The 24,513-nt window shown below is 41.7% G+C and carries 16 protein-coding genes and 2 other RNA genes; 8 read left to right on the top strand and 10 right to left on the bottom strand.

The features are described 5' to 3' along the window. Positions 1–122: 122 nt before the first annotated feature. The 5 genes from dnaJ to grpE form a co-directional block, all read right to left on the bottom strand. A complete protein-coding gene (gene dnaJ, locus L0992_03385; GenBank protein ID XGB67756.1) occupies positions 123–1,271 on the bottom strand; it encodes a molecular chaperone DnaJ in 1,149 nt (382 codons plus the stop codon). A 290-nt stretch (positions 1,272–1,561) separates the two neighbouring features. Next, positions 1,562–3,475, bottom strand: coding sequence for a molecular chaperone DnaK (gene dnaK, locus L0992_03380; GenBank protein ID XGB67755.1), 1,914 nt, complete (start codon positions 3,473–3,475; stop codon positions 1,562–1,564). Positions 3,476–3,860: 385 nt separating this feature from the next. After that, on the bottom strand, positions 3,861–4,898 hold the full coding sequence (locus L0992_03375) for a polysaccharide lyase family 7 protein (GenBank protein ID XGB67754.1): 1,038 nt from the start codon (positions 4,896–4,898) through the stop codon (positions 3,861–3,863). 256 nt (positions 4,899–5,154) lie between these two features. After that, a complete protein-coding gene (locus L0992_03370; protein ID XGB67753.1) occupies positions 5,155–6,429 on the bottom strand; it encodes a dicarboxylate/amino acid:cation symporter in 1,275 nt (424 codons plus the stop codon). A gap of 381 nt (positions 6,430–6,810) precedes the next feature. Continuing rightward, complete coding sequence (gene grpE / locus L0992_03365; GenBank protein XGB67752.1) at positions 6,811–7,392, bottom strand: nucleotide exchange factor GrpE; 582 nt, start codon at positions 7,390–7,392, stop codon at positions 6,811–6,813. A gap of 143 nt (positions 7,393–7,535) precedes the next feature. On the opposite strand from grpE, the gene nadK reads away from it, so the two are divergent. The 3 genes from nadK (at position 7,536) to bamE (ending at position 10,904) form a co-directional block, all read left to right on the top strand. Then, positions 7,536–8,420, top strand: a complete 885-nt coding sequence (gene nadK, locus L0992_03360) for an NAD(+) kinase (protein ID XGB67751.1) — start codon at positions 7,536–7,538, stop codon at positions 8,418–8,420. 292 nt (positions 8,421–8,712) lie between these two features. Further along, positions 8,713–10,377 carry a DNA repair protein RecN gene (recN, locus tag L0992_03355; protein ID XGB67750.1) on the top strand — a complete coding sequence of 555 codons (1,665 nt, stop codon included), beginning with the start codon at positions 8,713–8,715 and terminating at the stop codon, positions 10,375–10,377. A 167-nt stretch (positions 10,378–10,544) separates the two neighbouring features. After that, on the top strand, positions 10,545–10,904 hold the full coding sequence (bamE, locus tag L0992_03350) for an outer membrane protein assembly factor BamE (protein ID XGB67749.1): 360 nt from the start codon (positions 10,545–10,547) through the stop codon (positions 10,902–10,904). Between the two features lie 207 nt (positions 10,905–11,111). Here bamE and L0992_03345 read toward each other — a convergent pair whose 3' ends face one another. Next, positions 11,112–11,420, bottom strand: a complete 309-nt coding sequence (locus L0992_03345) for an RnfH family protein (protein XGB67748.1) — start codon at positions 11,418–11,420, stop codon at positions 11,112–11,114. A gap of 3 nt (positions 11,421–11,423) precedes the next feature. Beyond that, on the bottom strand, positions 11,424–11,852 hold the full coding sequence (locus L0992_03340) for a ubiquinone-binding protein (GenBank protein ID XGB67747.1): 429 nt from the start codon (positions 11,850–11,852) through the stop codon (positions 11,424–11,426). A gap of 119 nt (positions 11,853–11,971) precedes the next feature. On the opposite strand from L0992_03340, the gene smpB reads away from it, so the two are divergent. From smpB to ssrA (L0992_03325), 3 genes are all read left to right on the top strand, one after another. Continuing rightward, positions 11,972–12,457 carry an SsrA-binding protein SmpB gene (gene smpB, locus L0992_03335; GenBank protein ID XGB67746.1) on the top strand — a complete coding sequence of 162 codons (486 nt, stop codon included), beginning with the start codon at positions 11,972–11,974 and terminating at the stop codon, positions 12,455–12,457. Positions 12,458–12,523: 66 nt separating this feature from the next. After that, positions 12,524–12,880, top strand: a transfer-messenger RNA (tmRNA) gene (gene ssrA / locus L0992_03330). A 211-nt stretch (positions 12,881–13,091) separates the two neighbouring features. Beyond that, positions 13,092–13,458, top strand: a transfer-messenger RNA (tmRNA) gene (gene ssrA / locus L0992_03325). A 537-nt stretch (positions 13,459–13,995) separates the two neighbouring features. Here ssrA (L0992_03325) and L0992_03320 read toward each other — a convergent pair. Together L0992_03320 and L0992_03315 are read right to left on the bottom strand one after the other, a co-directional pair. Then, on the bottom strand, positions 13,996–15,759 hold the full coding sequence (locus L0992_03320) for an ATP-binding protein (GenBank protein XGB67745.1): 1,764 nt from the start codon (positions 15,757–15,759) through the stop codon (positions 13,996–13,998). 726 nt (positions 15,760–16,485) lie between these two features. Then, positions 16,486–19,083 carry an AAA family ATPase gene (locus L0992_03315; protein ID XGB68681.1) on the bottom strand — a complete coding sequence of 866 codons (2,598 nt, stop codon included), beginning with the start codon at positions 19,081–19,083 and terminating at the stop codon, positions 16,486–16,488. A 1,923-nt stretch (positions 19,084–21,006) separates the two neighbouring features. On the opposite strand from L0992_03315, the gene L0992_03310 reads away from it, so the two are divergent. Both L0992_03310 and L0992_03305 read left to right on the top strand, forming a co-directional pair. Then, entirely contained in the window at positions 21,007–22,137 is a 1,131-nt protein-coding gene (locus L0992_03310) for a hypothetical protein (protein ID XGB67744.1), read from the top strand. Continuing rightward, entirely contained in the window at positions 22,134–22,451 is a 318-nt protein-coding gene (locus L0992_03305; GenBank protein XGB67743.1) for a hypothetical protein, read from the top strand. The genes L0992_03310 and L0992_03305 overlap by 4 nt, the downstream gene beginning before the upstream one ends. A gap of 986 nt (positions 22,452–23,437) precedes the next feature. Here the strand turns inward: L0992_03305 and L0992_03300 are convergent. Continuing rightward, complete coding sequence (locus L0992_03300) at positions 23,438–24,442, bottom strand: PIN domain-containing protein (GenBank protein XGB67742.1); 1,005 nt, start codon at positions 24,440–24,442, stop codon at positions 23,438–23,440. Positions 24,443–24,513: the final 71 nt, after the last annotated feature.

Genomic DNA, 24,513 nt, shown 5'->3' with positions numbered 1-24,513 from the left:
TACAGACACAAAAAAGCCTGCTACATGAGCAGGCTTTTCTTTTGTTATCAAAAACTTAAATCATCAACAATTTAAAGCATCAATAACTTAGGTATCAATAACCTAAGTTGCTAAGTAAGAGATTACTTAGTTAGGTCATCGAAGAAGTTTTTAACACCGCTGAAGAAACCTTCAGATTTTGGCTTGTGCTTACTTGCCGCTTCACCACAACATGTTTCTTCGAATTCACGTAGCAGTTCTTTCTGACGAGAGCTTAGCTTAACTGGTGTTTCTACCACTAGCTTAACGATTAGGTCACCCACACCGCCGCCACGAACGCCTTTCACGCCTTTGCCACGCATACGGAACATACGGCCCGTTTGTGTTTCTTCTGGCACTTTAAGGTTTACACGACCATCCAGTGTTGGAACTTCAACTTCACCACCTAGAGCTGCCATAGAGAAGCTTACTGGTACTTCGCAGTAAAGGTTGTTGCCGTCACGCTCAAATATGTTGTGCTCTTTTACGTGTACTTGTACGTACAGGTCGCCAGCTGGAGCGCCTTGCTCTCCCGCTTCACCTTCGCCAGATAGACGAATACGATCGCCCGTATCAACACCAGCGGGGATCTTAACGTTAAGTGTTTTGGTCTTCTGCTTACGGCCTTGACCGTGACAAGAGTTACATGGGTCTTTGATGATCTTGCCTTTACCATTACAAGTAGGACAAGTCTGTTGAACCGCGAAGAAACCTTGACGCATTTGTACTTGGCCGTGACCATGACAAGTGCCACAAGTTTGCGCTGAAGAACCTTTCTTCGCGCCACTTCCATCACAGGTATCACACTCAACAAGTGTTGGAACTTCGATTTCTTTAGAAACACCACGAACCGCTTCTTCTAGAGAAAGCTCCATGTTGTAACGTAAATCAGAACCACGTTGTGCACGCGCTTGACCGCCACCACGACGACCGCCGCCGAAGATGTCGCCAAATACGTCACCGAAGATATCGCCGAAGTCACCTTGGCCACCGCCGCCGAAACCGCCGCCGCCGCCCATGCCGCCTTGTTCAAAAGCTGCATGGCCGTATTGGTCGTAAGCTGCTTTCTTTTGAGGATCGGTTAGGATCTCGTACGCTACTTTTACTTCTTTAAACTTATCTGCTGCGGTGTCGTCACCCTGGTTACGGTCCGGGTGGAATTTCATCGCTAAGCGTTTGTACGCTTTTTTAATATCGCGCTCTGATGCATCGCGGCTTACGCCTAATACTTCGTAAAAATCACGTTTTGACATGTTCTAGGTCACCAAAATAATTGCTACTACCGAATGATCACTTCAGTAGTCTGTGTATCAATCTAGATAAAAGTTCTGCCGGCTGAAACACCGAATAAAGCTATTATCTAGATCGACAAGTCTAAATACAAATTTACGGGCGTGAGAGTTACCTCTGACGCCCGTATATTTAGAAATCGAAAAACGACTTTTTCTAAGCTAAAACACGTTAGTTCAAGGAGAAGGCACGGAGCTTACAAGTGTAAGTGAGTACCTTCGACGCAGAAATCACGTGTTATAGCGACGAAAAATTATTTTTTGTCGTCTTTAACTTCTTCAAACTCCGCGTCTACCACGTCGTCGTCTTGCTTAGGTTGCTCACCCGCTTCAGCGCCAGCTTGCTGTGCTTGAGCTTGTTGTTGAGCGATTTCCATTAGCTTCTGAGCTGCTTGCATAAGTTCTTGAACTTTAGCGTCGATAGCTTCTTTGTCGTTACCAGACTTAACTTCTTCTAGTGCCGTGATAGCTGCTTCGATCTTCTCTTTCTCTTCTGCAGGTAGAGCTTCACCAGCTTCTTCTACTTGCTTACGAGTACCGTGAATCATTTGGTCAGCTTGGTTACGTGCAGTTACTAGCTCTTCGAACTTCTTGTCCGCTTCTTTGTTAGCTTCTGCTTCTTGTACCATTGCTTCGATCTCTTCCTCAGACAGACCGCCTGATGCTTGGATAGTGATCTTCTGCTCTTTACCCGTCGCTTTATCTTTAGCAGATACGTTTAGGATACCATCAGCATCTAGGTCGAATGTTACTTCGATTTGTGGCATGCCACGTGGTGCTGGTTGGATACCTTCTAGGTTGAACTGACCAAGAGACTTGTTGTAAGTCGCTTGCTTACGCTCACCTTGAAGGACGTGGATAGTTACTGCGTTTTGGTTATCTTCAGCTGTAGAGAACACTTGATCCGCTTTAGTAGGGATAGTTGTGTTTTTCTCGATAAGCTTAGTCATCACGCCGCCCATCGTTTCGATACCGAAAGATAGAGGAGTAACGTCTAGTAGTAGAACGTCTTTAACGTCACCAGCTAGTACACCACCTTGAACAGCAGCACCCATTGCAACAGCTTCGTCAGGGTTCACGTCTTTACGTGGCTCTTTCCCGAAGAATTCAGTTACTTTAGCTTGAACCATAGGCATACGAGTCTGACCACCAACTAGGATAACGTCAGTGATTTCGCCTACAGATAGGTCAGCATCTGCTAGAGCTACTTTTAGTGGCTCAAGAGAACGTTGAACTAGGTCTTCAACTAGAGACTCAAGCTTCGCACGAGTCACTTTGATGTTCATGTGCTTAGGACCAGTCGCATCAGCAGTAACGTAAGGTAGGTTTACGTCAGTTTGAGTAGTAGAAGAAAGCTCGATTTTCGCTTTTTCTGCTGCTTCTTTAACACGCTGCATTGCTAGTGGATCAGCTTTAAGGTCGATACCTTGCTCTTTCTTGAACTCATCTACTAGGTAGTTGATCATGCGGTTATCGAAATCTTCACCACCAAGGTGAGTGTCACCGTTAGTTGAAAGAACTTCGAAAGTCTTCTCGCCTTCTACTTCATCGATTTCGATGATAGAGATATCGAATGTACCGCCACCAAGGTCGTATACAGCGATAGTGCGATCACCGCCTTGCTTGTCTAGACCGTAAGCTAGAGCAGCAGCAGTTGGTTCGTTGATGATACGTTTAACATCTAGACCAGCGATACGGCCAGCATCTTTAGTTGCTTGACGTTGAGCATCGTTAAAGTAAGCAGGTACAGTTACTACTGCGCCAGTTACTTCTTCGCCTAGGAAGTCTTCAGCTGTTTTCTTCATTTTCTTAAGAACTTCAGCAGATACTTGAGGAGCAGCCATTTTTTGGCCTTGCGCTTCAACCCATGCATCACCGTTGTCAGCCTTAACAATGTTGAAAGGCATGATTTCGATATCGCGTTGAACTTCTTCATCTTCAAAACGACGACCGATTAGACGCTTGATAGCGAACAGTGTGTTTTGAGGGTTAGTAACAGCTTGACGTTTTGCAGGTTGACCAACTAGCGTTTCGCCTTCTGTGTATGCGATTACTGATGCTGTTGTGCGTTCGCCTTCAGCATTTTCAATTACGCGTGGTTTGTCGCCGTCAAGAACAGCAACACAAGAGTTAGTAGTACCTAAATCAATACCAATGATTTTACCCATCAGGCCATCTCCGAAATATATTCTATTAAGTTTTTGCTATACCCACATATGTGGGGGTGGTAATTAGAGAATCAACCCTAATACACAAAATTAAAGTGCAAATGTAATTTGCTTTCGTATGCACCATAGATAAGGGCTGCAAACTGGTTTTCAAGGGAATAAGTGAAAAAAATCTATTTTTTCGCGCATCTTTTTACATAAATATAAAAAGTGGCCCATCCCTTACCCCTTATGACTCGAAAGTAGAGATATTCGCGTGTTTGCTATGCAAAAAAAATATCCGCCATATTCTCTTTCACATAAAAAAAGACCTTCACTTGGAAGGTCTTTTTAAATAGAGGTTAATCGATATGGGTATCAGCCAACATCGATATCACTGCAATAATTATTGATTTAGCACTAACTGGTAGAAGCTTGCTTGAGTGTAGTCACCCGCTTCCATACCACGCCATTCACAAGCCGAACTCGACTTCTTGGTGTTGCACTGGTTGTAGGCGCCCGCTTTGAAATACATCCAATCTTGACCGTAACCAAGGTCGATATCGTGTCCTTGATATTTACCCTTTGCCAAATCGACATCGTATGTCTTCACGACTGGGTCAGATGAGTTTGGATTCTTAGTAAAGGTTAAGTGCATGATGTTGTCTTTGATATTCACATCGTATGAGAACACCTCACCTAACTTAATGCCATCGACGGGGTCAGCGCTGCCCTTCTTCAAGTTATATTGACCAAACACATCATGGCGAATGTCTTTACGAAGTTTCTTACCGTTTTCGTCCTTCGCATCTTTCATTTCTGTCGGCGGGTTCAGTTCATAGTTCCACGTTAAAGAACCGTGCTCATGCTCTGGCAGTTTACGGTAAACGATCTTCAATGGCTCATTATCCGAGCCATGGATCTGACCAATCACCACTGAGAATGCGCCTGTCTTTTTGTAGTTGCCGCTGGTACTGACTTGATCGACAGAAAGCGTTGCCGTCATTTGACCGCCGATAGAGCCAAACTCTTGCGCATTATCATGGCTTGAAATCGCGAAGTTGTTATTTGGAGCTGAGTAACTGTCTGCCAACATTGCTCTCAGCTCACTACGTGTATTCTTACTGTTTGGTGTGGTTGGCGCGGTATTCGGAGCCACAAACACCATCGCACCAGATTCCGCATCTGTGTAGAACCACTTAGGGTGAACATAAGGCGTTTCTACATTCGACAATTCCTTCTTACCAATCTCCAGAGTTTTGCCTTTACGGTCTCCCTCGATTGTCAGCTCAGGTAAGTTAATTTTCCATTTAGATAAATCGAAGTTCTGTGCCGGTGCTTTTGCAGGATCAAGGTCAAACTGTTGACCAACATCGTGATTAGAAGCAAGAGCAGGCGCCGCTAAAAGACCAGCAGTTAGTAGGCTAAGGTAGGACAACTTCATTATTTGGTTTCCTTTATGTCGTCAGAATGTAGGTTGCCAGAACAATAAAATAATATTGTATTATTATATGTGATCTACATTAAATATTGAAAACTGATGACCGATAAGGTGTCTATAAAAATAAAAAATGAGACTTAGCACCAACAAGAGCTCCTCTTTAATCATTAACCAAGCGACCCCGAGCACTTATTAACAACAACAAAAAAGCCCCGCTCTCATTGAGCGGGGCTTCCAGTTATCGAGTCTTAATTAAGAATTAAGCTTCTGCTTTCTGTAGTTCAGCTTCTTCGTTTGTTTCAACGCCGATTTCGCCTTCAGATTTAGCAACGATAGTGTTAACCGCTGTGTCACCCACTACGTTAGATGAAGTACAGAACATGTCACAGATACGGTCAACAGCAGCAACAATCGCTAGACCTTCTGGTGGCAAACCTAGTTGGTGCAATAGAACACCTACCATCACAACACCGCCACCTGGAACACCACCAGCACCGATAGACAGTAGCAGGATAGTTAGACCTAGAGTGAAGATATCAGCTGTATTGATTGGTTGACCGAATGCGTTCGCAACGAACATTGTCGCTAGTGCGATGTAGATAGATACACCAGACATGTTCATTGTTGCGCCTAGTGGTACACCGAAACCTGCTACTGACTTAGATACGTTTAGTTTGTCAGTAAGAGTACGCATTGTTACTGGGATTGTTGCATTCGAACTTGCTGTAGATAGTGAGAATAGAACTTGCTCACGAGTTGCACGTAGGAACTGCTTTGGAGAAATGCCAGTGAATGAACCAACCATCATCGGGTAGAAGAAGAAAATCCAGAACACAAGCATTGCAACCACAAGTGCCACATAGCCAGCAACTGACATTAGCGTATCTGCATCCAGTGTTGCGCCCAGTTGAATCATCAGAGCAAATACACCGTAAGGCGCCAAGCTCATTACTAGACCGATAAGCTTCATCATGATTTCGTTAGCCATCTTGAATGTCTTGATAGCTGGACCACCACGAGAATCAAGCGCTTGAATAGCAAGACCTGTCAAAATTGCCATGAAGATGATTTGTAGCATATCGCCGCTTGCGAACGCTTCTACAGGGTTGCTAGGAACGATGTTAACAACAAGAGAGAAGATGTCTGGTGTTTCAGTTGTTGTAAGCGCAATTGTCTCAGAAACCGTACCTGCTAGGTTTGCACCAGCACCAGGTTGGAAAATAAGACCAATCGTTAGAGCAGCAGAGATCGCGATGATGGTGTTAATAATGTAAAGACCAAAGGTTTTACCACCAAGACGACCAAATGAACGAATATCTTTTAGTTCAACGATACCGCAAACAATAGATACGTATACAAGAGGCACTACCAGCAACTTGATAAGTGATACGAACATACCACCAGCGCCTTCCGCAGCACCAAGTAGATATGTGTCAAAAATAGCAATACCGCTGAATAGGTACTGAATAGCAGTACCAATAAGTAGGCCGGCAAACAAGCCTACAAAAATCTTACTTGAGAGCGATTTATCCATCGTTCTTCTCCAGTCTGTTGTGTTTAAAATTTGTACTTTTATAGTTATATATGCGACCAAAATCGCTATATGGCAGTGGATTTTACATACAAAGATAACAATTAAAAGTATTTATTTACAAAAACATTACAAATGTGACATCAAAACATTTCTTCATTAACAACCAGTTTCATAATATAAAACTCTAAATCGTTGATATAGGTAAAATAAAAAGAACGACATTCTTAATGCGGTTTTGATGACTGTTTACGTGGACTCTCAAATGACAGGCACAAAAAAAGAGAGGCCTATGCCTCTCTTTTCATTTTACGGTAGCCAGTGAATTGTGTTGCAGCCCCTACTTATTCAGTAAGTGCGCCAGTCAATCACTTGGCGACTTAATTACTTAGCAACCATAACCATTGCAGGACGAACTACACGACCGTTTAGTTCGTAGCCTTTTTGCATCACGAACATAACCGTGTTTGATTCGTGATCTGGGCTTTCTTGGATAGACATTGCTTGGTGGAATTCAGGGTTGAACACTTCACCTTCAGGGTTGATCTCTTTAAGACCAAACTTAGCCACTGTGTCTACGAACGTTTTGTGCGTAAGCTCAACACCTTCAAACAAAGGCTTAACCACTTCGTTTTCAGCATCTGCAGCTTGCATTGCGCGCTCTAGGTTGTCGATTACAGGAAGTAGACCTTCAGCAAACTTGTTCAAAGCGAATTTACGCGCTTTATCAATTTCTTGCTCGCTACGACGACGCATGTTTTCAACTTCAGCTTTCGCGCGAAGAACAGAATCTTGCTGCTCTTTCACTTTAGATTCGCTAGATAGAAGTGCAGCTTCTAGTTGAGCGATTTTTGCTTCCTGCTCATCAGCAGCGTCTTCGTTCAGCTCAGCAGCTTCCACTTTTTCTGCTTCAGCAATGATCTGATCTAGCTCTTCTTCGGTTACTTTGTTTTCTTCGTTGCTCATGATATCTCCAGAATTCGTTTTCAATGCAAGTGACAGGCGTGTTTGCACCCCAAATTGATATAAAACACTCGCATAGACGTTCAACTTGCCTTTATTATGGGGATGAAGAATTTTGATTCAAGCCTAATTCGTTTGGAAACGTTATGAAAAAGCCATTTGAAGTCATTGCCATTATCGGTAAACCTCGAGATCAGCAAGCAATTCAGACTCATAGAGAGCTCTATCAGTGGTTAAGTGCTGAGGGTTATCAAGTGTTTGTTGATGACAGACTCGCCACAATTTTAGACGATATCCCAAAAGAACATTTTTCTAGCCTGATTGAATTAGGTAAGCGCGCCGATCTCGCGATAGTGGTCGGTGGTGACGGAAATATGCTGGGAGCAGCTCGAATCTTGTCACGCTTCGATATTTCAGTGATCGGTGTTAACCGAGGCAACCTTGGCTTCCTAACCGATCTTAACCCTGAAAACTTCCAGAGCGCGCTGACGGATGTTCTTAAAGGCGAGTTCATGGAAGAAGAGCGCTTCTTGCTTGAAACGGAAATTCATCGCCACGGCCAAATAAAAAGCCACAACGCCGCACTCAACGAAGCAGTACTTCACCCCGGTCAAGTTGCACACATGATCGAGTTTGAAGTGTACATCGATGACAGCTTTGCTTTCTCTCAGCGTTCTGATGGTTTGATCGTTTCAACTCCGACAGGTTCTACCGCCTACTCGCTTTCTGGCGGCGGTCCTATTTTGTCATCAAGTTTGAATGCGATCTCATTGGTACCAATGTTCCCGCACACGCTTTCAAGCCGACCACTGGTAGTCGATGGCAAGCGCCGCATCAAGCTGATCGTATCGCCTGATAACCGCGGCACTCAAGAAGTCAGCTGCGATGGTCAAATCTCATTACCTGTGTCTCCGGGCGACGAGATCCACATTTACCAAAGTCCAAATGTGCTCAAGCTGATCCATCCAAAAGACTACAACTACTACCATGTCTTACGTAACAAATTGGGCTGGTCGAGCAAGCTGTTTTAACTAAACGGCTCTAACAATAACCGAAATTTTCAAAGGCTGACGACATTCGTCAGCCTTTTTTATTGCCCATAGAATGCCCGTCGCCTCTAGCTTCTCGTCAATTCTCTTGTACCGTCATTCCCAAGCGGGAGAAACAACTGAGTTGGGAATCTATAGTGCTTTCAGTGATCTACAGACAAGTGCAATTCTGAGAGCTATCGCAAAAAATTTTCACCTGCCGACTTTACTGTATAAAGAAACAGTATATACTGAGCTTATATACAGTATTGTTCAGTTATACAGGTAAATAAAAATGCTGGCTCATTTAAGTGTTAATAATTTCGCTATTGTTAAGTCTTTACAGCTAGAACTCTCTAAAGGCATGACAACAATCACCGGGGAAACTGGTGCAGGTAAATCTATCGCTATCGATGCTTTAGGCTTATGCCTTGGAGGAAGATCAGATGCAGGAATGGTTAGACAAGGTGAAGAGAAAACCGAAGTCAGTGCCGCTTTTTTACTTGAGAACAATCTGCATGCAACTCGCTGGTTAGAAGACAACGAACTGCTTGATGGCGGTGAATGCATCCTACGCAGAACTATCTCTAAAGAAGGTCGTTCTCGTGCATTTATCAATGGTAGCCCAGTTCCTCTTTCACAATTGAAATCACTGGGACAACTGCTGATCAACATTCATGGTCAACACGCACACCATCAGTTAATGAAGAGCGACTACCAAATGGCCATGCTTGATCAATACGCAGGCCACTTGAACCTATTGAAGTCGACACGTAACGCTTACCAAGCATGGCGACAAGCGGATAACCATCTAAAAGAGTTACGTGAAAACAGCCAACAAAACCAAGCTCAAAAACAGCTTCTTGAATATCAAATCAAAGAGCTAAACGAGTTATCTATTGGGGAGGAAGAATATGAAGAGCTCGAACAAGAGCATAAGCGCCTCTCCAATAGCGGAGAATTGGCCTCAACCTGCCAGCAAGCTATCGAACTTATTTACGAAGGTGAAGAAGTTAATGCGCTTGGTATTCTGCAATCGGCCAATCACTCCCTAATTCAACTTGCTGATTTAGATGAAAGATTAGCTGAGCTACCAAACCTACTCTCTGAAGCCATCATTCAGATCGAAGAGACCAATAGCGAGTTAAGAAGTTACCTAGACAGCATTGATGTCGACCCTGCTCGCATGGCTTATGTAGAAGAGCGCTTCTCTAAAGTGATGTCGATGTCGCGTAAACACCATGTGTTGCCAGAAGAACTTTATAAGCACCATCAAGACTTGCTACAGCAAGTCGAAGCGCTGGATTGTTCTGATGAAAAGCTGGATGAATTAGCCAACGAGGTTGAAAACCAATACCAGTCGTTCGTGGCGAAATCAGAAAAGCTTCATAAGTCTCGTACACGTTACGCGAAAGAGTTGAACAAACTGATCACGCAAAGCATGCACGAACTGAGCATGGAAAAAGCGCAGTTTGCCATTGAAGTGAACAACACCAATACACATCCATCGCCATTAGGTATGGATAACGTGACCTTTATTGTGTCGACTAACCCAGGCCAACCAATGCAGCCAATTGCTAAAGTAGCCTCTGGTGGTGAGCTATCACGTATCTCACTCGCGATTCAGGTCATCACGGCTCAGAAAGTAGACACTCCAAGCCTCATCTTCGATGAAGTCGATGTGGGTATCAGTGGACCAACGGCTGCGGTTGTCGGAAAAATGCTGCGTACACTAGGTGAATCAACGCAAGTTATGTGTGTGACTCACTTACCTCAAGTCGCAGGCTGTGGTCACCAACAACTGTTCGTGGCGAAGAGTACCAAGTCGGGTAAAACAGAAACGCAAATGCACACGCTTGATGAGCAACAACGCGTTTCAGAGCTTGCTCGCTTGCTTGGTGGCAGCCAAATTACAGAATCGACCCTTGCCAACGCAAAAGAGTTATTAATCGCAGCTTAGGTCAAATATTCAGCAACTTTCTGATAATTTACCGAAAATTCTTGGCAATTTTGCAACTAAATTCAAAATTGCCAGTCATAACAAGCTCAAAGCGCAAGGAGCTTTTTACTTCTTGCTGGAGCTTGTTTATTATCAGGCAGTATTTTAGCGAAGAAAGATCTCAAACTATGCGAATTAAAAAGTGGTTAGTTGCAGTTCCACTTGCACTAACAATGTTGACCGGTTGCTCTCTACTAGAGAAGTTGGTTTATCGAATTGACATCAATCAGGGTAACTATGTTGAACAAGAAGCTGTCGACCAGCTCAAGTTTGGCATGACAAAAACACAAGTTCGTTACGTTATGGGCTCACCTATGCTTATCGAAAATGGCTACCCAGATACGTGGTACTACATCTACCACCATCAGAAAGGTCACAACGACCCTATTCAGAAAAACCTTGTCGTGAACTTTGATGCTACTGGCACTCTAGTAACGATCAACGGTGATTTTGAAGCCAGTGATGAGTTCTTCGAAAGCCTTCGCTAGCTTTCCAGTCGACAAAACTCTCAGTCGATAAAACTATCGGCCGACAAAACTATCAGTCGACAAGGTATGAATCGCAAAAGCCTGCTCATTTCACACGAGCAGGCTTTTTAATATCCCCTAATAAATTAACTCACGGCGCCTAACCAACAGGCACAAAAAAGCTCGCTAATGTCGCGAGCTCTTCTTAATCAAATCGGTTTTACAATACTACTTGGCAGCAGCGGCTTTCGCTTGTTCGGCACGCTTACGGCGAATCTCTTTTGGATCTGCCAGTAAAGCACGATAGATTTCGATACGGTCTTTATCACGAACCGTCGCATCTAACTTAACGTTACGGCTGAATACACCAACCTTGTTTTTCGCCAAGTCGATTTCTGGATACAGCTCCAATACACCTGACTGCGCAATGATCTCTTCAACGGTCGCGTTCTTGTTCACAACTAAGGTAAACACACGCTGCTCGTGTGGAAGTGCAAACACAACTTCTACGTGGATCATATCTGATTCAATAGTCATGGCTTAGTAAACCTGTTTCGCGCGTTGAGTAAAAGCACTGACCATATTGCTCGTCAGCTCATTGAAAATCTTACCAAAAGCCATTTCAATCATTCGGCTAGAAAATTCAAACTCCAACTTAAGCTCAACCTTACACGCTTGATCGTCAAGCGGAGTAAAATACCAACCGCCTTGCAGCTTCTTGAATGGGCCGTCCACCAGCTCCATCAAAATCTCAGCACCTTCCGCTAAGCGGTTAGACGTAGTAAATGTTTTGCTGATACCGGCTTTAGATACATCAACCGAAGCCACCATAGTTGAATCTGAAGATTCGATCACACGTGAACCAGAACACCCTGGCAAAAACTCGTGATAACGAGCAACATCATTGACCAGGCTGAACATCTGGTCGGCACTAAACGACACTAATGCTGAACGAGTAACCTTTGGCATATAGACTCCTGTTAAAGACAGCGTTACATTAACACAAACTGCAATTTTAATTGTATTGGGCCAGAGCGCAAATAAAAAGGATTCCCCAACTAGGGCGCAATCCGTATAATGAGGCCATTATGGCAAAGAATAAATCAAAATCAAAAGCCGGTAGTAATACCATTGCGCTTAATAAGAAAGCTCGCCACGAATATTTCATCGATGATGAGATAGAAGCGGGGCTTGAGCTACAAGGCTGGGAAGTAAAATCCCTACGTGAAGGCAAAACCAATATCGCAGAAAGCTACGTTTACATCCGAGATGGCGAAGCATTCATCAGTGGTATGACGATCACTCCGCTTACTCAAGCGAGTACTCATATCGTGGCGAACCCAACACGTATCCGTAAACTCCTTATGTCGAGAAAAGAACTCGACAACCTTATCGGTCGTATTAACCGTGAAGGCATGACACTTGTCGCAACCGCACTTTACTGGTCTCGCTCTTGGGCGAAGATTAAAGTTGGCGTAGCGAAAGGTAAAAAGCTGCACGATAAACGTACTGATATGAAAGAAAAAGATTGGGCGAGAGATAAAGCACGAATTATGAAGAGTAATTTGCGTTAATTTTAAGCACTTAAACGCACAGTGCTAGACAGGTTAAGCTTTTCTGGTACTATGCGAATAACACTTGGGGCTGATTTAGGATTCGACAGGAATTTTGAAGTCTGAGGTGCATGCCGTGGGGCGGTTGGCCACGTAAAAAGCCGCAAAAAAATAGTCGCAAACGACGAAAACTACGCACTAGCAGCTTAATAACCTGCTCAGAGCTCTCTTACCCTAGCTTCCGCTCGTAAGACGGGGACCAATAAGAGATCAAACCCAAACTAGCTAGCGTGGCTTCTCCCACCTGAGAGGAAAAGCGCGAATTATAATTCAGGTTAGCCTTTAACTAGCGTGTCGGTTCGCAGGTTGCTGGTGAAATTAAAGATCGACTAAGCATGTAGTACCAATGATGAATGATTTTTGGACGCGGGTTCAACTCTACCATCAAGTCTTAATTTTAGTGTCTTTTTATGAAAAGCCTTACTGAGTAAGAGTTCAACGACAGTTTATCTGGTAATCGTATTTTTCATAAAACATTGCATAAATTCTTGGTTATGATAATATTATTCATAACTTTAGTAAGCGAATAAGTCGTTTTATGAACCTCAGATTCATAAAATGCACCGTATAAATTGCGAATCGATTTATACACAACGGGGGTGATTTAGGATTCGACAGGAATTTTGAAGTCTGAGGTGCATGCCGTGGGGCGGTTGGCCACGTTAAAAGCCGCAAAAAAATAGTCGCAAACGACGAAAACTACGCACTAGCAGCTTAATAACCTGCTGAGAGCCTCTTTGCCCTAGCTTCCGCTTGTAAGACGGGGAACAACAAAGAGTCAAACCCAAACGAGCTAGATCGGATTCTCCCGCCTGAGAGATGAAGTTCGAAATATAATTCAGGATAGTCATTTACTAGCGTGTCGGTTCGCAGGTACTTGGTGAATTTAAAGATCGACTAAGCATGTAGTACCAATGATGAATGATTTTTGGACGGGGGTTCAACTCCCCCCACCTCCACATTCGAGAAGCCGTATATTCAGTGAATATACGGCTTTTCTTTTATCTAGAACTTTAGTTTTCTAAACCTTTAGTCGCTTATTGAATCGACCAAGATTTCTTACACACTTTTTCAGTTCTCTTCCAATACTTGCATTAAAAATGTATGAAGAATCGATGACGATAACTATCGGCTGAAAATCTAGCTACAACACAATGGCGCACTTCTATGTTAGAAAGTACCACGGTAAAAAATTCAATCTGAGAAGCCTCTGGACAGAAATCATTTAGGGTCGATGGTCTAAATAACCCTCAATTCATTACTTTATGTATTCTGAACCAGCCAAGCCCACACTACATGTGAAAATCAGTAATGAATAAATACTAATAGGCAAGGTTCTATGTTTTGCCTTATTCTATTTAAGCTGCATCCCCCCTTCAGACAACAGTTCCGATATTTCCCCTCTACAGACGACGTAAAAAATAGCGCATTCTAGCATTGAGGCTATCTCTTTTACTCAAAGAATCAACTCTTTGATTCAATATGAGTCGGACTGACATCTATTCCAACACGACATGATGATCACGACTCGCATTACAAGCCAGCGTTACGCTGCGTGCTATTAACTCCCCTAAAGAGTCTAATTGTAAGGGCTTTGTTATTACTCCATTGGCACCAGCGTCCACGAATGCTATGGCTGTATCTTTGGTAACATCAGCGGTACATCCAAGAATAATACCCTGAAAAGCATGCTCATTTCGTATTAATTTTGTCGCTTCTATGCCCCCCATTTGTGGCATTTGATGATCCATCAAGATTACGTCAAAAGAACATTCGCGCACCCTTTTAACAGCTTCTATACCATTAGATGCAATATAGGTAGTAAACCCTAACTTTTGACACAATCGTTGAGCAACAAGCTGATTAACACGGTTATCCTCAACGATAAGGACTGACTTACCGGAAAAGTCTTTTTCGCCTGAGAGCGTTCTTTGATCTCGGAGGGTGGTTACTCTTGGGCTTATCACCTTTGCCACAAAGCAGCTTCCTGAACCTAACTCACTTGTAACAGTAATATCCCCCCCCATTGATAAGCATATTTTTTTCACGATGGATAAACCTAACCCTGTACCTCCAAAATCGTGCATCGTTCTAACATCTGCTTGTTCGAACGCATTAAAAATGCCTTTTAAACGATGGGATGGTATGCCAATTCCGGTATCAGATACCTGAATACAAAGCTCATTTTTATCACTTTCATATTTTAAAACAACCTTAACCTGTCCATCAGAGGTGAACTTGATGGCATTACCCACTAAATTGTAAATAACTTGACGTATACGAGTTTTATCACCGACTAAAATTAGATCTTCAGGCAAGCTATTGGTGTCGAATATAAGCTGAAGTTTTTTTTCAGAAGCCTGTGGTTGAAAAGAATTTTTTATAGGGACCAATAGTTTGCTTAGCTCAAATTCTTCCTGAACAAAAACTAAACTTCCTTGTTCTAGATTTGAAAAATCAAGAATTTCGTTTATGACCACCATTAGGTGTTCACCTGACTCCAATAGCGTATCTAAGTGCGTCTGAATACTTGGATCTTTATTATCCGATATGAGTAACTGTGTCATTCCTATAACACCATTCATTGGAGTTCTTATCTCATGACTCATTGTTGCTAAAAACATAGACTTAGCTAAGTTGGCTTCCTCTGCCTTATTTACAGCTACCTGTAATGCTAGCTTGGTCTTCTTCAACTCTATAATGTAATGATTGAGATAAAGAAAAACGGCAGAGAATATTAAAATAATGAATAGTATTAAAGTATAGACGGCTGCTTTACTGGTTAAGAAGATGTTATCCATCAAACGTTCATGAACATGTTCCGCTGCTTCATCCATCTCTTCTGAAAACACCTGCCTCTCTAATTCGATTAATGAAACCTCTGGTACTATCTGTTGTTTTGCTTTAAGCATTTTATCAAGCAATACCAACTGTTTATCCGCAGTTTTTACGTACTCCTCAACTACAGAAGGGAGGGGATTTCCTACCCAAATCATTTGAGGAAATCTAACGTTAATGTCGTTGCTAGCTTCTTTTAAAGTGTTTAACTCAGAGGTTAGCTTTTGTATTTCAGAAAGTAGTTTATTTATCTTGTGGTCACCATCTTCTCTCTGAGTTAAATGTATATAGCTTCTCATGTGGACAAGGCTTGCAGAATGAGCAACGATTGAGCTTTCAGTGGCCTCTAGAAGGGAGTTTTGAGTTTTAAATGAAAAGAAAAAACTGAGAGTTATGCCTATTGCTAGCGCAATTAAAGCTTCCATAACATTGAACTTTTGTGAGTATTTATAATTCACTTGAGTCCTCCAGATGAAATTCATGGATAACAGGTATAAAGCTTTCTTTTTCAATATAATAAAAAAAGCAAGCAACCATCAATAACCAAACAATTAATGTTACCCATACCAATACGTTTGTTTTATTCACCTTCCAGCACCTCTTTTTCTCATATGCATAAAGTTTAGAAGAGGATAGCTTTAGTGGCTACTCAAGTTTCGTGACATAAGTCACCGGAGATAAAATGCTATATATGAGATACTTAGTTTTAAAAAGGGTAAAAAACCTAAAAGAGGTACAGCGAAAAGTTGAAGTTTAAAAATTGCTCCAACTACGTAGTAACACATCTCGGAGCACAAATGTTTAAAATAGTTGGAGTAATTCGCTTTTTCCCGAAGCGACCTTACCGATATAGAAAATCATTTTTGCTGCATGAGTCTTGTTGTCGGTACATGAGCATGATTTGGGTAAATTCCGGTTGTCTACGAACGTGAATGTCATAACCGAAAGTGATAATGGGGCAGGTCTGCGTTACGTTGATCACATACGTTGATCTACACCGCCAGCACGAAGCTGGACAGAAGCGTGTTAGAAATTTCCGCCCAACACGCTGTCATCAGATTAGATAAATTAGCTTAAGGTCAAGCCGTTTACTCAAAAAGCTAGTCCGAAACTTCGAAAACAGTATGCCAACAAGTTTTATCTGCAACCTACTAACCAACCAGCGCTTCATCAAGAGCATTCAAAGCTGAAACTATGGTTTCAACAGTCCCGTATTCAAATTCATCTCTGTCGGCTTCTTCGTGAGTCCCCTTATTCAAATAAAGCCAATGAGGGTCTTGCCCGCTGACACCTAGCAGAGTTTCGAATGCACTTACAATTTCTATTTTATTCGGGATCTCCGCTTTAGAGCGATTAATTTTAGCCTTCAAATTTTCAGCAAGAGCCCTTAAATCATGTGGTAAATGTGGAGCCCTCTTTGAAACACTAATCAGTCCATCGCTTTTATCACAGTGTCTGCTGTAATGCCCCCATGCTTTTTCGCTTAAATGCTCTAAAGCACGTCGAGAGGAAGCCAGAGCATTGCGATATTCTGCACTTTCCAAGTGAGTAGTTGCGGCAAGCACATAATTAGGTGGGCAAGTGAAGGATGCTACCTGGATGTGTGATTCTCCACGTTGCGGTAAGAACTTGTATGTTGCCGACTCTCTTGCCGCTTCCTTTCCAATATCTTGATGAATATTTTTGAGGAATTCCTCACCATGACAGGCCAAAATGATCTGTTTTTCCTTGAAAAAATCATCCTTGTACAGCGTTTCTCGAATAGCTTTACGGTGCTCGTCGTCAATAGCGTTAACTGGATCATCAAAGATGAGAAGTGGACTATCTGTTTTCAGGTTTTTAGCCAGCAGAATTGATAGACCAATACAACGAATATGTCCTTCACTCAACACGTGCAGCGCATCGAAGAACTTTGCTGGTTCAGACTGATAAGAAATTTCAATGCGCTCTCCAGAAGCCAGCGGCAGCTTTATTGCTGCTAATTGATCTTTAGGTGCATCATAACGGTTAAAGGCATTGTATAACTGCGTAACAAGCTCGCCTAAATCAGCAACAAGCTTACTGGGTAGCTTCTCTTTGTATTCAAAGAGCATATCGACGAATTGTTTGTAGCTGTCTGCTATTTGTCTATTCGCTGCTACAACTGCTTTCTCTGCTTCAGCTTCCGTAATTAGTTCTTTATTTTTTTCATCAAAAGCCTCAATCGCTTGCTGTGCTTTTTTTATAGCATCATCATAAGTGGTGCGCTGGGTCTGTAACTTTGTTGCTTGCTCTTTAAGCTCACGAAGTTTCTTTAGCTTTTCCTGTTTAGGCTTTCGTTCTTCGTTAGCTTGTTTAACTTCAACATCACGTTGCTCAAGTAGCTTAACTTGCTCAACTAACAATGCCCATGGCGTTACCTGATCTCCCTCTTGGTTTAGGCTTTGCCACCAAGTCCAACCTAATGTCGTACTATCGTCGACAATGTGAGGAATAAGAAGATTTTCACCTTCTTTATTATATTTTACACAAGTAGAAACTATAGTATGAACCGACTGAATTGCTTTAGAAAACTCAGCTTTAGCCTGAGTTTGCTTCGTTTCTAATTTCGCTAAATGACCAAGCTTTTCCAATTCGGTTGTAGCTAATACAAATGGATTCTGTGTGACCTGCTCTAAAGGCGTTTTACAAGCTGGACACTGCTCTTCACTCGTACCTTGCAAGTCAAGCACGGCACCATATAGCTGTTTGAATGATAGACCCTCACTTGCTTTCGCGAGTTCATCTGATACTTCGTTCAAGCTTTGATGTGTTGCTTCAACGTTCGCTTTACTCTCCTCCAATTTTTTAACAGAGAGGTCAGTAATGTCTGGTTGTTTTTTCTGTAATTCTGCATCTAAGGCCTGAATTTCACCTGGTTTTTCCTCGCTACCCAAAGTCACAAGCATTTGCTGAAAACTAATTTCAGGGGCAAGTTTTTTTGCCAGATCTAGTTCATTAACAGTGGCTACTTTTAGATATTCTTGATTGTCTACAGTTGTTTGATGATGAACAGCAAGTTGCTGTCGTTTTTCTTTTAGCTGGAGTCCTTTTTTCCCGACCAAATCAATATGACGTTCATCCAGTTCACGGCTAAAATTTTTGACAAAGCTGTTAAAACTTTCCAGACCGAACAGACTTGAAATCAACTCTGTTTGTTTAGCTGGTGCTTGCGCTGCAATGCGAGAAAAGCTATCAATGCGGTTCTTTTCTACAAAACAGAAGCGATATAGAGACTCGTTTGGTGAAACAAAAACAGTTTCACCTTTACTATTCACTCCTTCGATGACAGGAGCGGCATAGCGATTAACATGGGCATTTTTTAGATATTGTGCGGAAGTAAGACGTTTACTCTGAGCTTCTTCGACAGCACCCAGTAAACCAAACTCTAGCGCCTCGCAAAAACTTGACTTACCAGCACCATTCGGGCCATAAATCAACACAAGAAGATTATAGAGGTTTAATGTCTCTTCTTTAGCAAATCCACGGAAGGGGCCGACGCTAATTGACTTAAGCAACTTAATGATATTTTCGCTGCTGCCATCCTCAGTAGCAGCTTCCGCTACCACATCAGATAGTTTATCCCAATTGCCAGAAGTTAAATCTACAACCTTCTTCGCACGACGGCTTTGTGCTGTGCCTAAAGGCTCCAACGTATCTAAATGGTCAAGAACGAGGTTTCCGATTTTTCGTATTCCTATCGCTGAATCATCACCAGTTAACGTTTGTATAAATCGTATCAGTTCATTCTTAATCAATATTACTGCCCTTATTTTTTAACGTTTCCAACTTGTTCATGAGCATTGAAAGCCACCGTTCCTCTCAAAATGGCATGGATACGTTGCTAGAGTTACAAATCTTTGCTGAAACGAAGCTCAATACATCATAAATGTCTAAAATACCAAGTGATAATTTACCATAAAGTAATCAGAGTAAAACTTGAGTTAGGTCGCGAGTATATGCAAATACTTAACTCTTACAATGGTTTGAGACGATGTCGTTTCATGATAAACACGTTGCGCTTATATGATTAGCTTTACTAGACGAAACTGGTATCTTTTTACGCCCATTAGCGCTCTCCCTAACAATGGGGCACAAACGAGTCAGACAAGCTTGAAGCTACAGTTATCACGTAAAATAGAAAATTGAGAATTGAGAATAATGTTTGCTGTCGGAAAGCCGCTTAGTAAAGCTTCCAACCCTGTTGATTACCTGTCAATTTCACCGTGAAATCCGACAGCAAAAAGCAACCTAAGCGTATGTTTTGTAATAATTAATTGCAGGTGCAAAAGTTGTCGTTTTTTTAGAAAACGTATTCCGAACTGAAGGCGGTCAATACCAGCTACTATTGACCGCTGGTCGCGCGTAATAGAGCTACTTTTTGTAGTTATGGTCGTGTCTGTGTTTTAGACAAGCTAAGCTAGATCCCTTTAGATTTACCACGTAAATGTATGGTTTATAAATACTTTAAGGGGAAGAGAAGTTCATTCCGCAGGTTGCGATTCGCACACTGCGAAATGAGCGTCTAACTAGAAAAGGGGCAAAGGTGAGACAGTATGGAACTGGTAGAAGTGCCTTACTCAACTTTCAGTATAAAGCTCGACAGTGTTTTCTAAAATTTCTTTATTGGTATGCTCAACATGCACAAACTCAATACGATCAAATGGTGTTGAGTACAGACCGGATTCTCCTGTTGTCGCAAGGATTAACATCATGGGTATCTGCGAGATTACATGCCAACGTGATAGAGCGTCTTCGAATGATATATAGCACTGTTGGTCTTTACGGAGTGATAAAGTGATCTACTAAATGGCACCTGAAGGTGTTTGAGAGCCCAAAAACACAATCAAATCAAACTGAATATTCACGAGATAAGGACTCCTAGCCAATATCTGTTCAACATTGTCAGTTTGAAAAATCGAGCAGATCTCATCTTTCGTGTAAATAAATTGTCCTGTGCGGCGGTAACGCATTTCAAGGAGCATTCTCATGCCCCCCCCCTATCGCTAATGATCTATCATATTTTACATGTGAATTTCGGTATTAAAGAACACCTAAACCTGTACTTTTTTCTTCCAATAGTGCAACTCAGTGAAAATGTATTGAATCAGTCCAAACAAAAGAAGAGGTAGGAACAACTGAGTGCAGCTGTGAGGTGAGGTTGCAAAATAGATAAGTTGTAATCAGCCTAATCCAACTAATATCCATTCCAAGATTAGTCAAAGGATGGAACATTCTTGGGGAGGAGTTTAGGAAGCCTAGATTTGTCAATTAGGCTAGCTTTGTGAGCCATATAGAAGGCCTCCCTTCGTGACTATAAAAATAGTTTATATACAGAACTACTCATTGCCAAAGGTACCACTGATTTCGAGAAACACCTTCAGTGAGCTGATGCTTGGTTGCTCATCTAGCTTTGTCACAACATAAAAATTTTCATTTTATACTTATAAAGACAGAATATGCTTTTTCGGCTGCACAACTTTGCTTTTTCCCGTTTAGTGTCTAACATTGATTTTGGATGACATACACGGGACTGCTGGCGGTTCCACCTAGGTCGTAAAATTCACAATCTAATACTTGATAATTCATTAGTTGAAATGACCAATGCGCTTTAGTTCGCCAGCCGAAAGCGTTAAGTCTTCAGGAAATGAGTTATGTATTTAAATAGAACTTCTTTTAAAATTATCCTCGATTCATTCTCTAAAGCATTAGAGAATGAAGTTAAGACATCTTATCTTGAACTACCTCCATGTAAAAAAGGTCCTCAAGAACTCAGGTTTGGCAATCGAAAAAATTTAGCTTGCTGTGTTTTTTTTGGTCAAACAAGATCTGAGATAGAACAGTTTTTTCAAAAAAATCCCAATGGTTTCATTGGTGTGAATTTTGATGTACTTGAAGATGGCAGTCTATGCATCTTAAATAGAGCTTTTCAACAGCTCCGTCATGTACAGCTAGATAGTCACTCATACCTTGGAAAGGAAGTACTAGTTCCTTTAGATCCTTGTCAGATTCAAAGCATAATTTATCAGACACTATGCCCGATAATTACTAAACTAGACCCTTTTTTTGCTTTGGTTGAGTTCGAGTCTAGATTAGGTTCCAAGATAAAGGTTTATGGATTCGGAAAGTGGTTTGCCGATGGGGATAGAATAAAAAACAAAAATGCACGTTCTTCTGGGCTCAGAATTGAAAACAAAAATTTAGCTTACACAGGTCACTACACACCCGTTTCATCCCATCATTGCTTATACCAGCTCTCATTTTTCACACCAGCAACTCACAATCTATTACGTGAAATTTTACATATGCTGATCTCAGAAGCAGAGTCCAATCCCATTCCACTGGAACGCAAACTTAATCAAGCAGAACTCGCTGAGATGTCATGTAGGTTTGTTGTATCCAAGCTAGGGTTCCTAAAAGACGAGTTTATTGACCAGATCAAAGACCGTTTCTCAGAGTGTATAGATCCCCCTTATTATTCAGTAGAAGCAGAAGCTCTTAGTTATTTCGAAAGCATCAGTATTCCGATGGGAATAACGCTACTCGACGAGTGTTCGCTTAGCTCAACAGCTGAGTGGATCCTAAGCAATTTGGCACAGACACGCATGCCTGAATATACCTTTCCAGCGTGCAGCACCTTTGGACACAACTTTTGCACTAACATAAAACAATATTTAGATGATAGTTATGACGACGACGCTAGATGTAGTCTCGATTCCATCATGAACTACTTTGAAATTTCTTTCGATCACGAAGTTTTAAAAACTGAAGAGGAATTCTCATGAGACACCATAAGCCCAATATTGGTTGGATTACATTACGTGTTAGTTCGGATGACCATGGCACACACTATAGAATATTCGGGTTATGGAGTAGTGGGCAATGGCGATTGAGCAGTGGCGCAGATAGTATTAATACAATCGAGTATATCAGTGAAGAGTCTATCTCTTGGCCTCAGCGTTCTTCAATCTATGAACTAGATTTAAACCTAGAAGGGAATATTCCGGTTAGTGATAAGGTGCTCCTAGATAAGATCATCACTTCCGCTCCGTCACATTACTGCGTGGAAATTGTTACGCTGAAACAACTTGAGATATAGAGCTTCCCACATAATAACAGCAGGCAAAAAAGGCAAGTTAATCATAATGTTGTCCCTTTGGGTAAGAAGTGGTAAATCATTTACCACTTCTTACCCAAACTCTTCTCTTCGCTTTCGAAAACATTAAAATATTTAGTAATTGAGTCAATTGAATTACTAATACCAAATCAAAGCCAAATAGGCGAGCATTGAGACTCTGTCTTTTTGTGATGGTGATTAAAGGTAGAATAAAGAATGTTAGAAAACCTCAACAGGCTAGCGCTGGTAAGGGCATTGGTGCAGCAGTTGGAGGCGTAACATACTCAACTGCTGCTAAGATAGCAGCTGAGGGTATATACGAACTTGGTGAGTTTTATTTACGAGACCGCAGTAGAGTTAGTTGAGGAATTTTAGTGGACAAATGGATCATCGTTTTGGCTGGGTACCGTTCTTTTTACTAGTGGCTTTGTAGCTACTTTGGGTATTCCCGTATATGTTCTTGATGCTTCGCTCGGGGCTTGGTGATGCAAAATATATAGCCAAGCTAGACAAGGGCTTTGAGGAATCGAAAATCACCGACTCACAATTCTTTGGTCGCGGATACTTCATTTCCTATTCAATGAAGTATCCGCGACTTAAGGGCGAGAACAAACTTACTTCTCGTAAAGAACACCTGACTATGTTAGTAAGCTCTGCCTTTGCCTACTCATCTGCGACTCTTTTTGTTTTGGGGATAGGGTTTAAGATCTGCAATTCTGTACCTATATCACTAAATACAGATTTTTCTGGATAGCATGAATTGGTATGCTAAATATGTACAAGTCAGCTACACGAATAAGTGTTGGACACTTTGCAAATAAACTGTTACCAAAATAGCTCTCATGATAGCTTCATGTGAGCTAAACACTCTTTGGACAGTTTCGTTTTAGAACTAGTGCTCCACAGTGTATCTGTTAGATTAGGAAAAGTAGGTTGATCCTTTGGGCGTTTGTTAAAAATACGCTAGGTTAGGTGTCTAACATATCCCATTCGTCGCCAAGAACCCAACGTAAGGCTGATAATTTGCCATTTATCATCCCCCACTCAAAGTCTGACCACGGACCTGTGTCTTCATACTTACTTTCGACTTTTTGTGCAGATTTAATTGCCCCCTCTAGGATATGTTCATGTATGACAGCACTTCCGTACCGTTCGGTACCCTCCGGCACAACTTCAATTTCACCATGTTCGATCTGCCACATCCTATTCTGGTGTCTGTTGTACCAAACTTTATCCACCAACTCGTCCATTACATCAAGAATTTCTCGTAAGCCACGAGTTTCTTCAGTGTAATCGTACTCAAACTCGATCTCAGCCAACACATCCTCATCAATGATGTTCAAAGCTGATGCAAGATTATTGAAATAATGAACATTTTCACGATTAAAAATATCGTCGAAGTCTTCATGTGGTTTTCTATGGTCTTTGGCTGAAAAATCATTGTGATTGTGAGTGATAAAGAAGCAGCTATCAGTAGCATCAACATCAAGCGAAAACTCATAAAACTGCTCGATAATAACAGCGTCTGCAACCGAGTTTTTACTGATATGAAATGGGGCTTTTTTATCCAAGCCACGTTGAACCGCTGCAACTTTTGAACGCTCACTAATATTAATTAGATCCGCAGACTGGATTAGCTTTTCGACTCTGTTGATTGTGCTGTAATTGGCATCTGTTAATAAAGGCAATCGTGCATTTATGTCATTTAGCACTTCGAGCGTTTGCTCTTGGTTTGCGCTAGCGAACTCACTTACCACAGCTTTTACTTGTTTAAACTCTTGAGACAATCGTCTTGCAGTCTTGTTTGCAACATCTTCTTTATTTCTCTCGTATTCTTCTGCAACCAAATCTGTAACAACCAGTTTCACCACATCGGTTTCGACTAGCTCTTCCAAAGCTGAAACCAAAGCAAGATCTTGCTTTTTCGTTGAAATATCAAGGAATACGCAAGTATCAAGACATATATAATTCATATAACCTCAAATGATAAACTTTTTTAGTAGAGTTAACGCCTCAATCAGAGGCAATAAAATAGTTGGCTAAA

The sequence above is a fragment of the Vibrio pomeroyi genome (genome assembly GCA_041879425.1).
In the GTDB taxonomy this organism is placed as follows: Bacteria; Pseudomonadota; Gammaproteobacteria; order Enterobacterales; family Vibrionaceae; genus Vibrio; species Vibrio pomeroyi_A.
The sequence above is the reverse complement of the archived record's forward strand: the minus strand, read 5'-3'. Positions and strand labels throughout refer to the sequence as shown.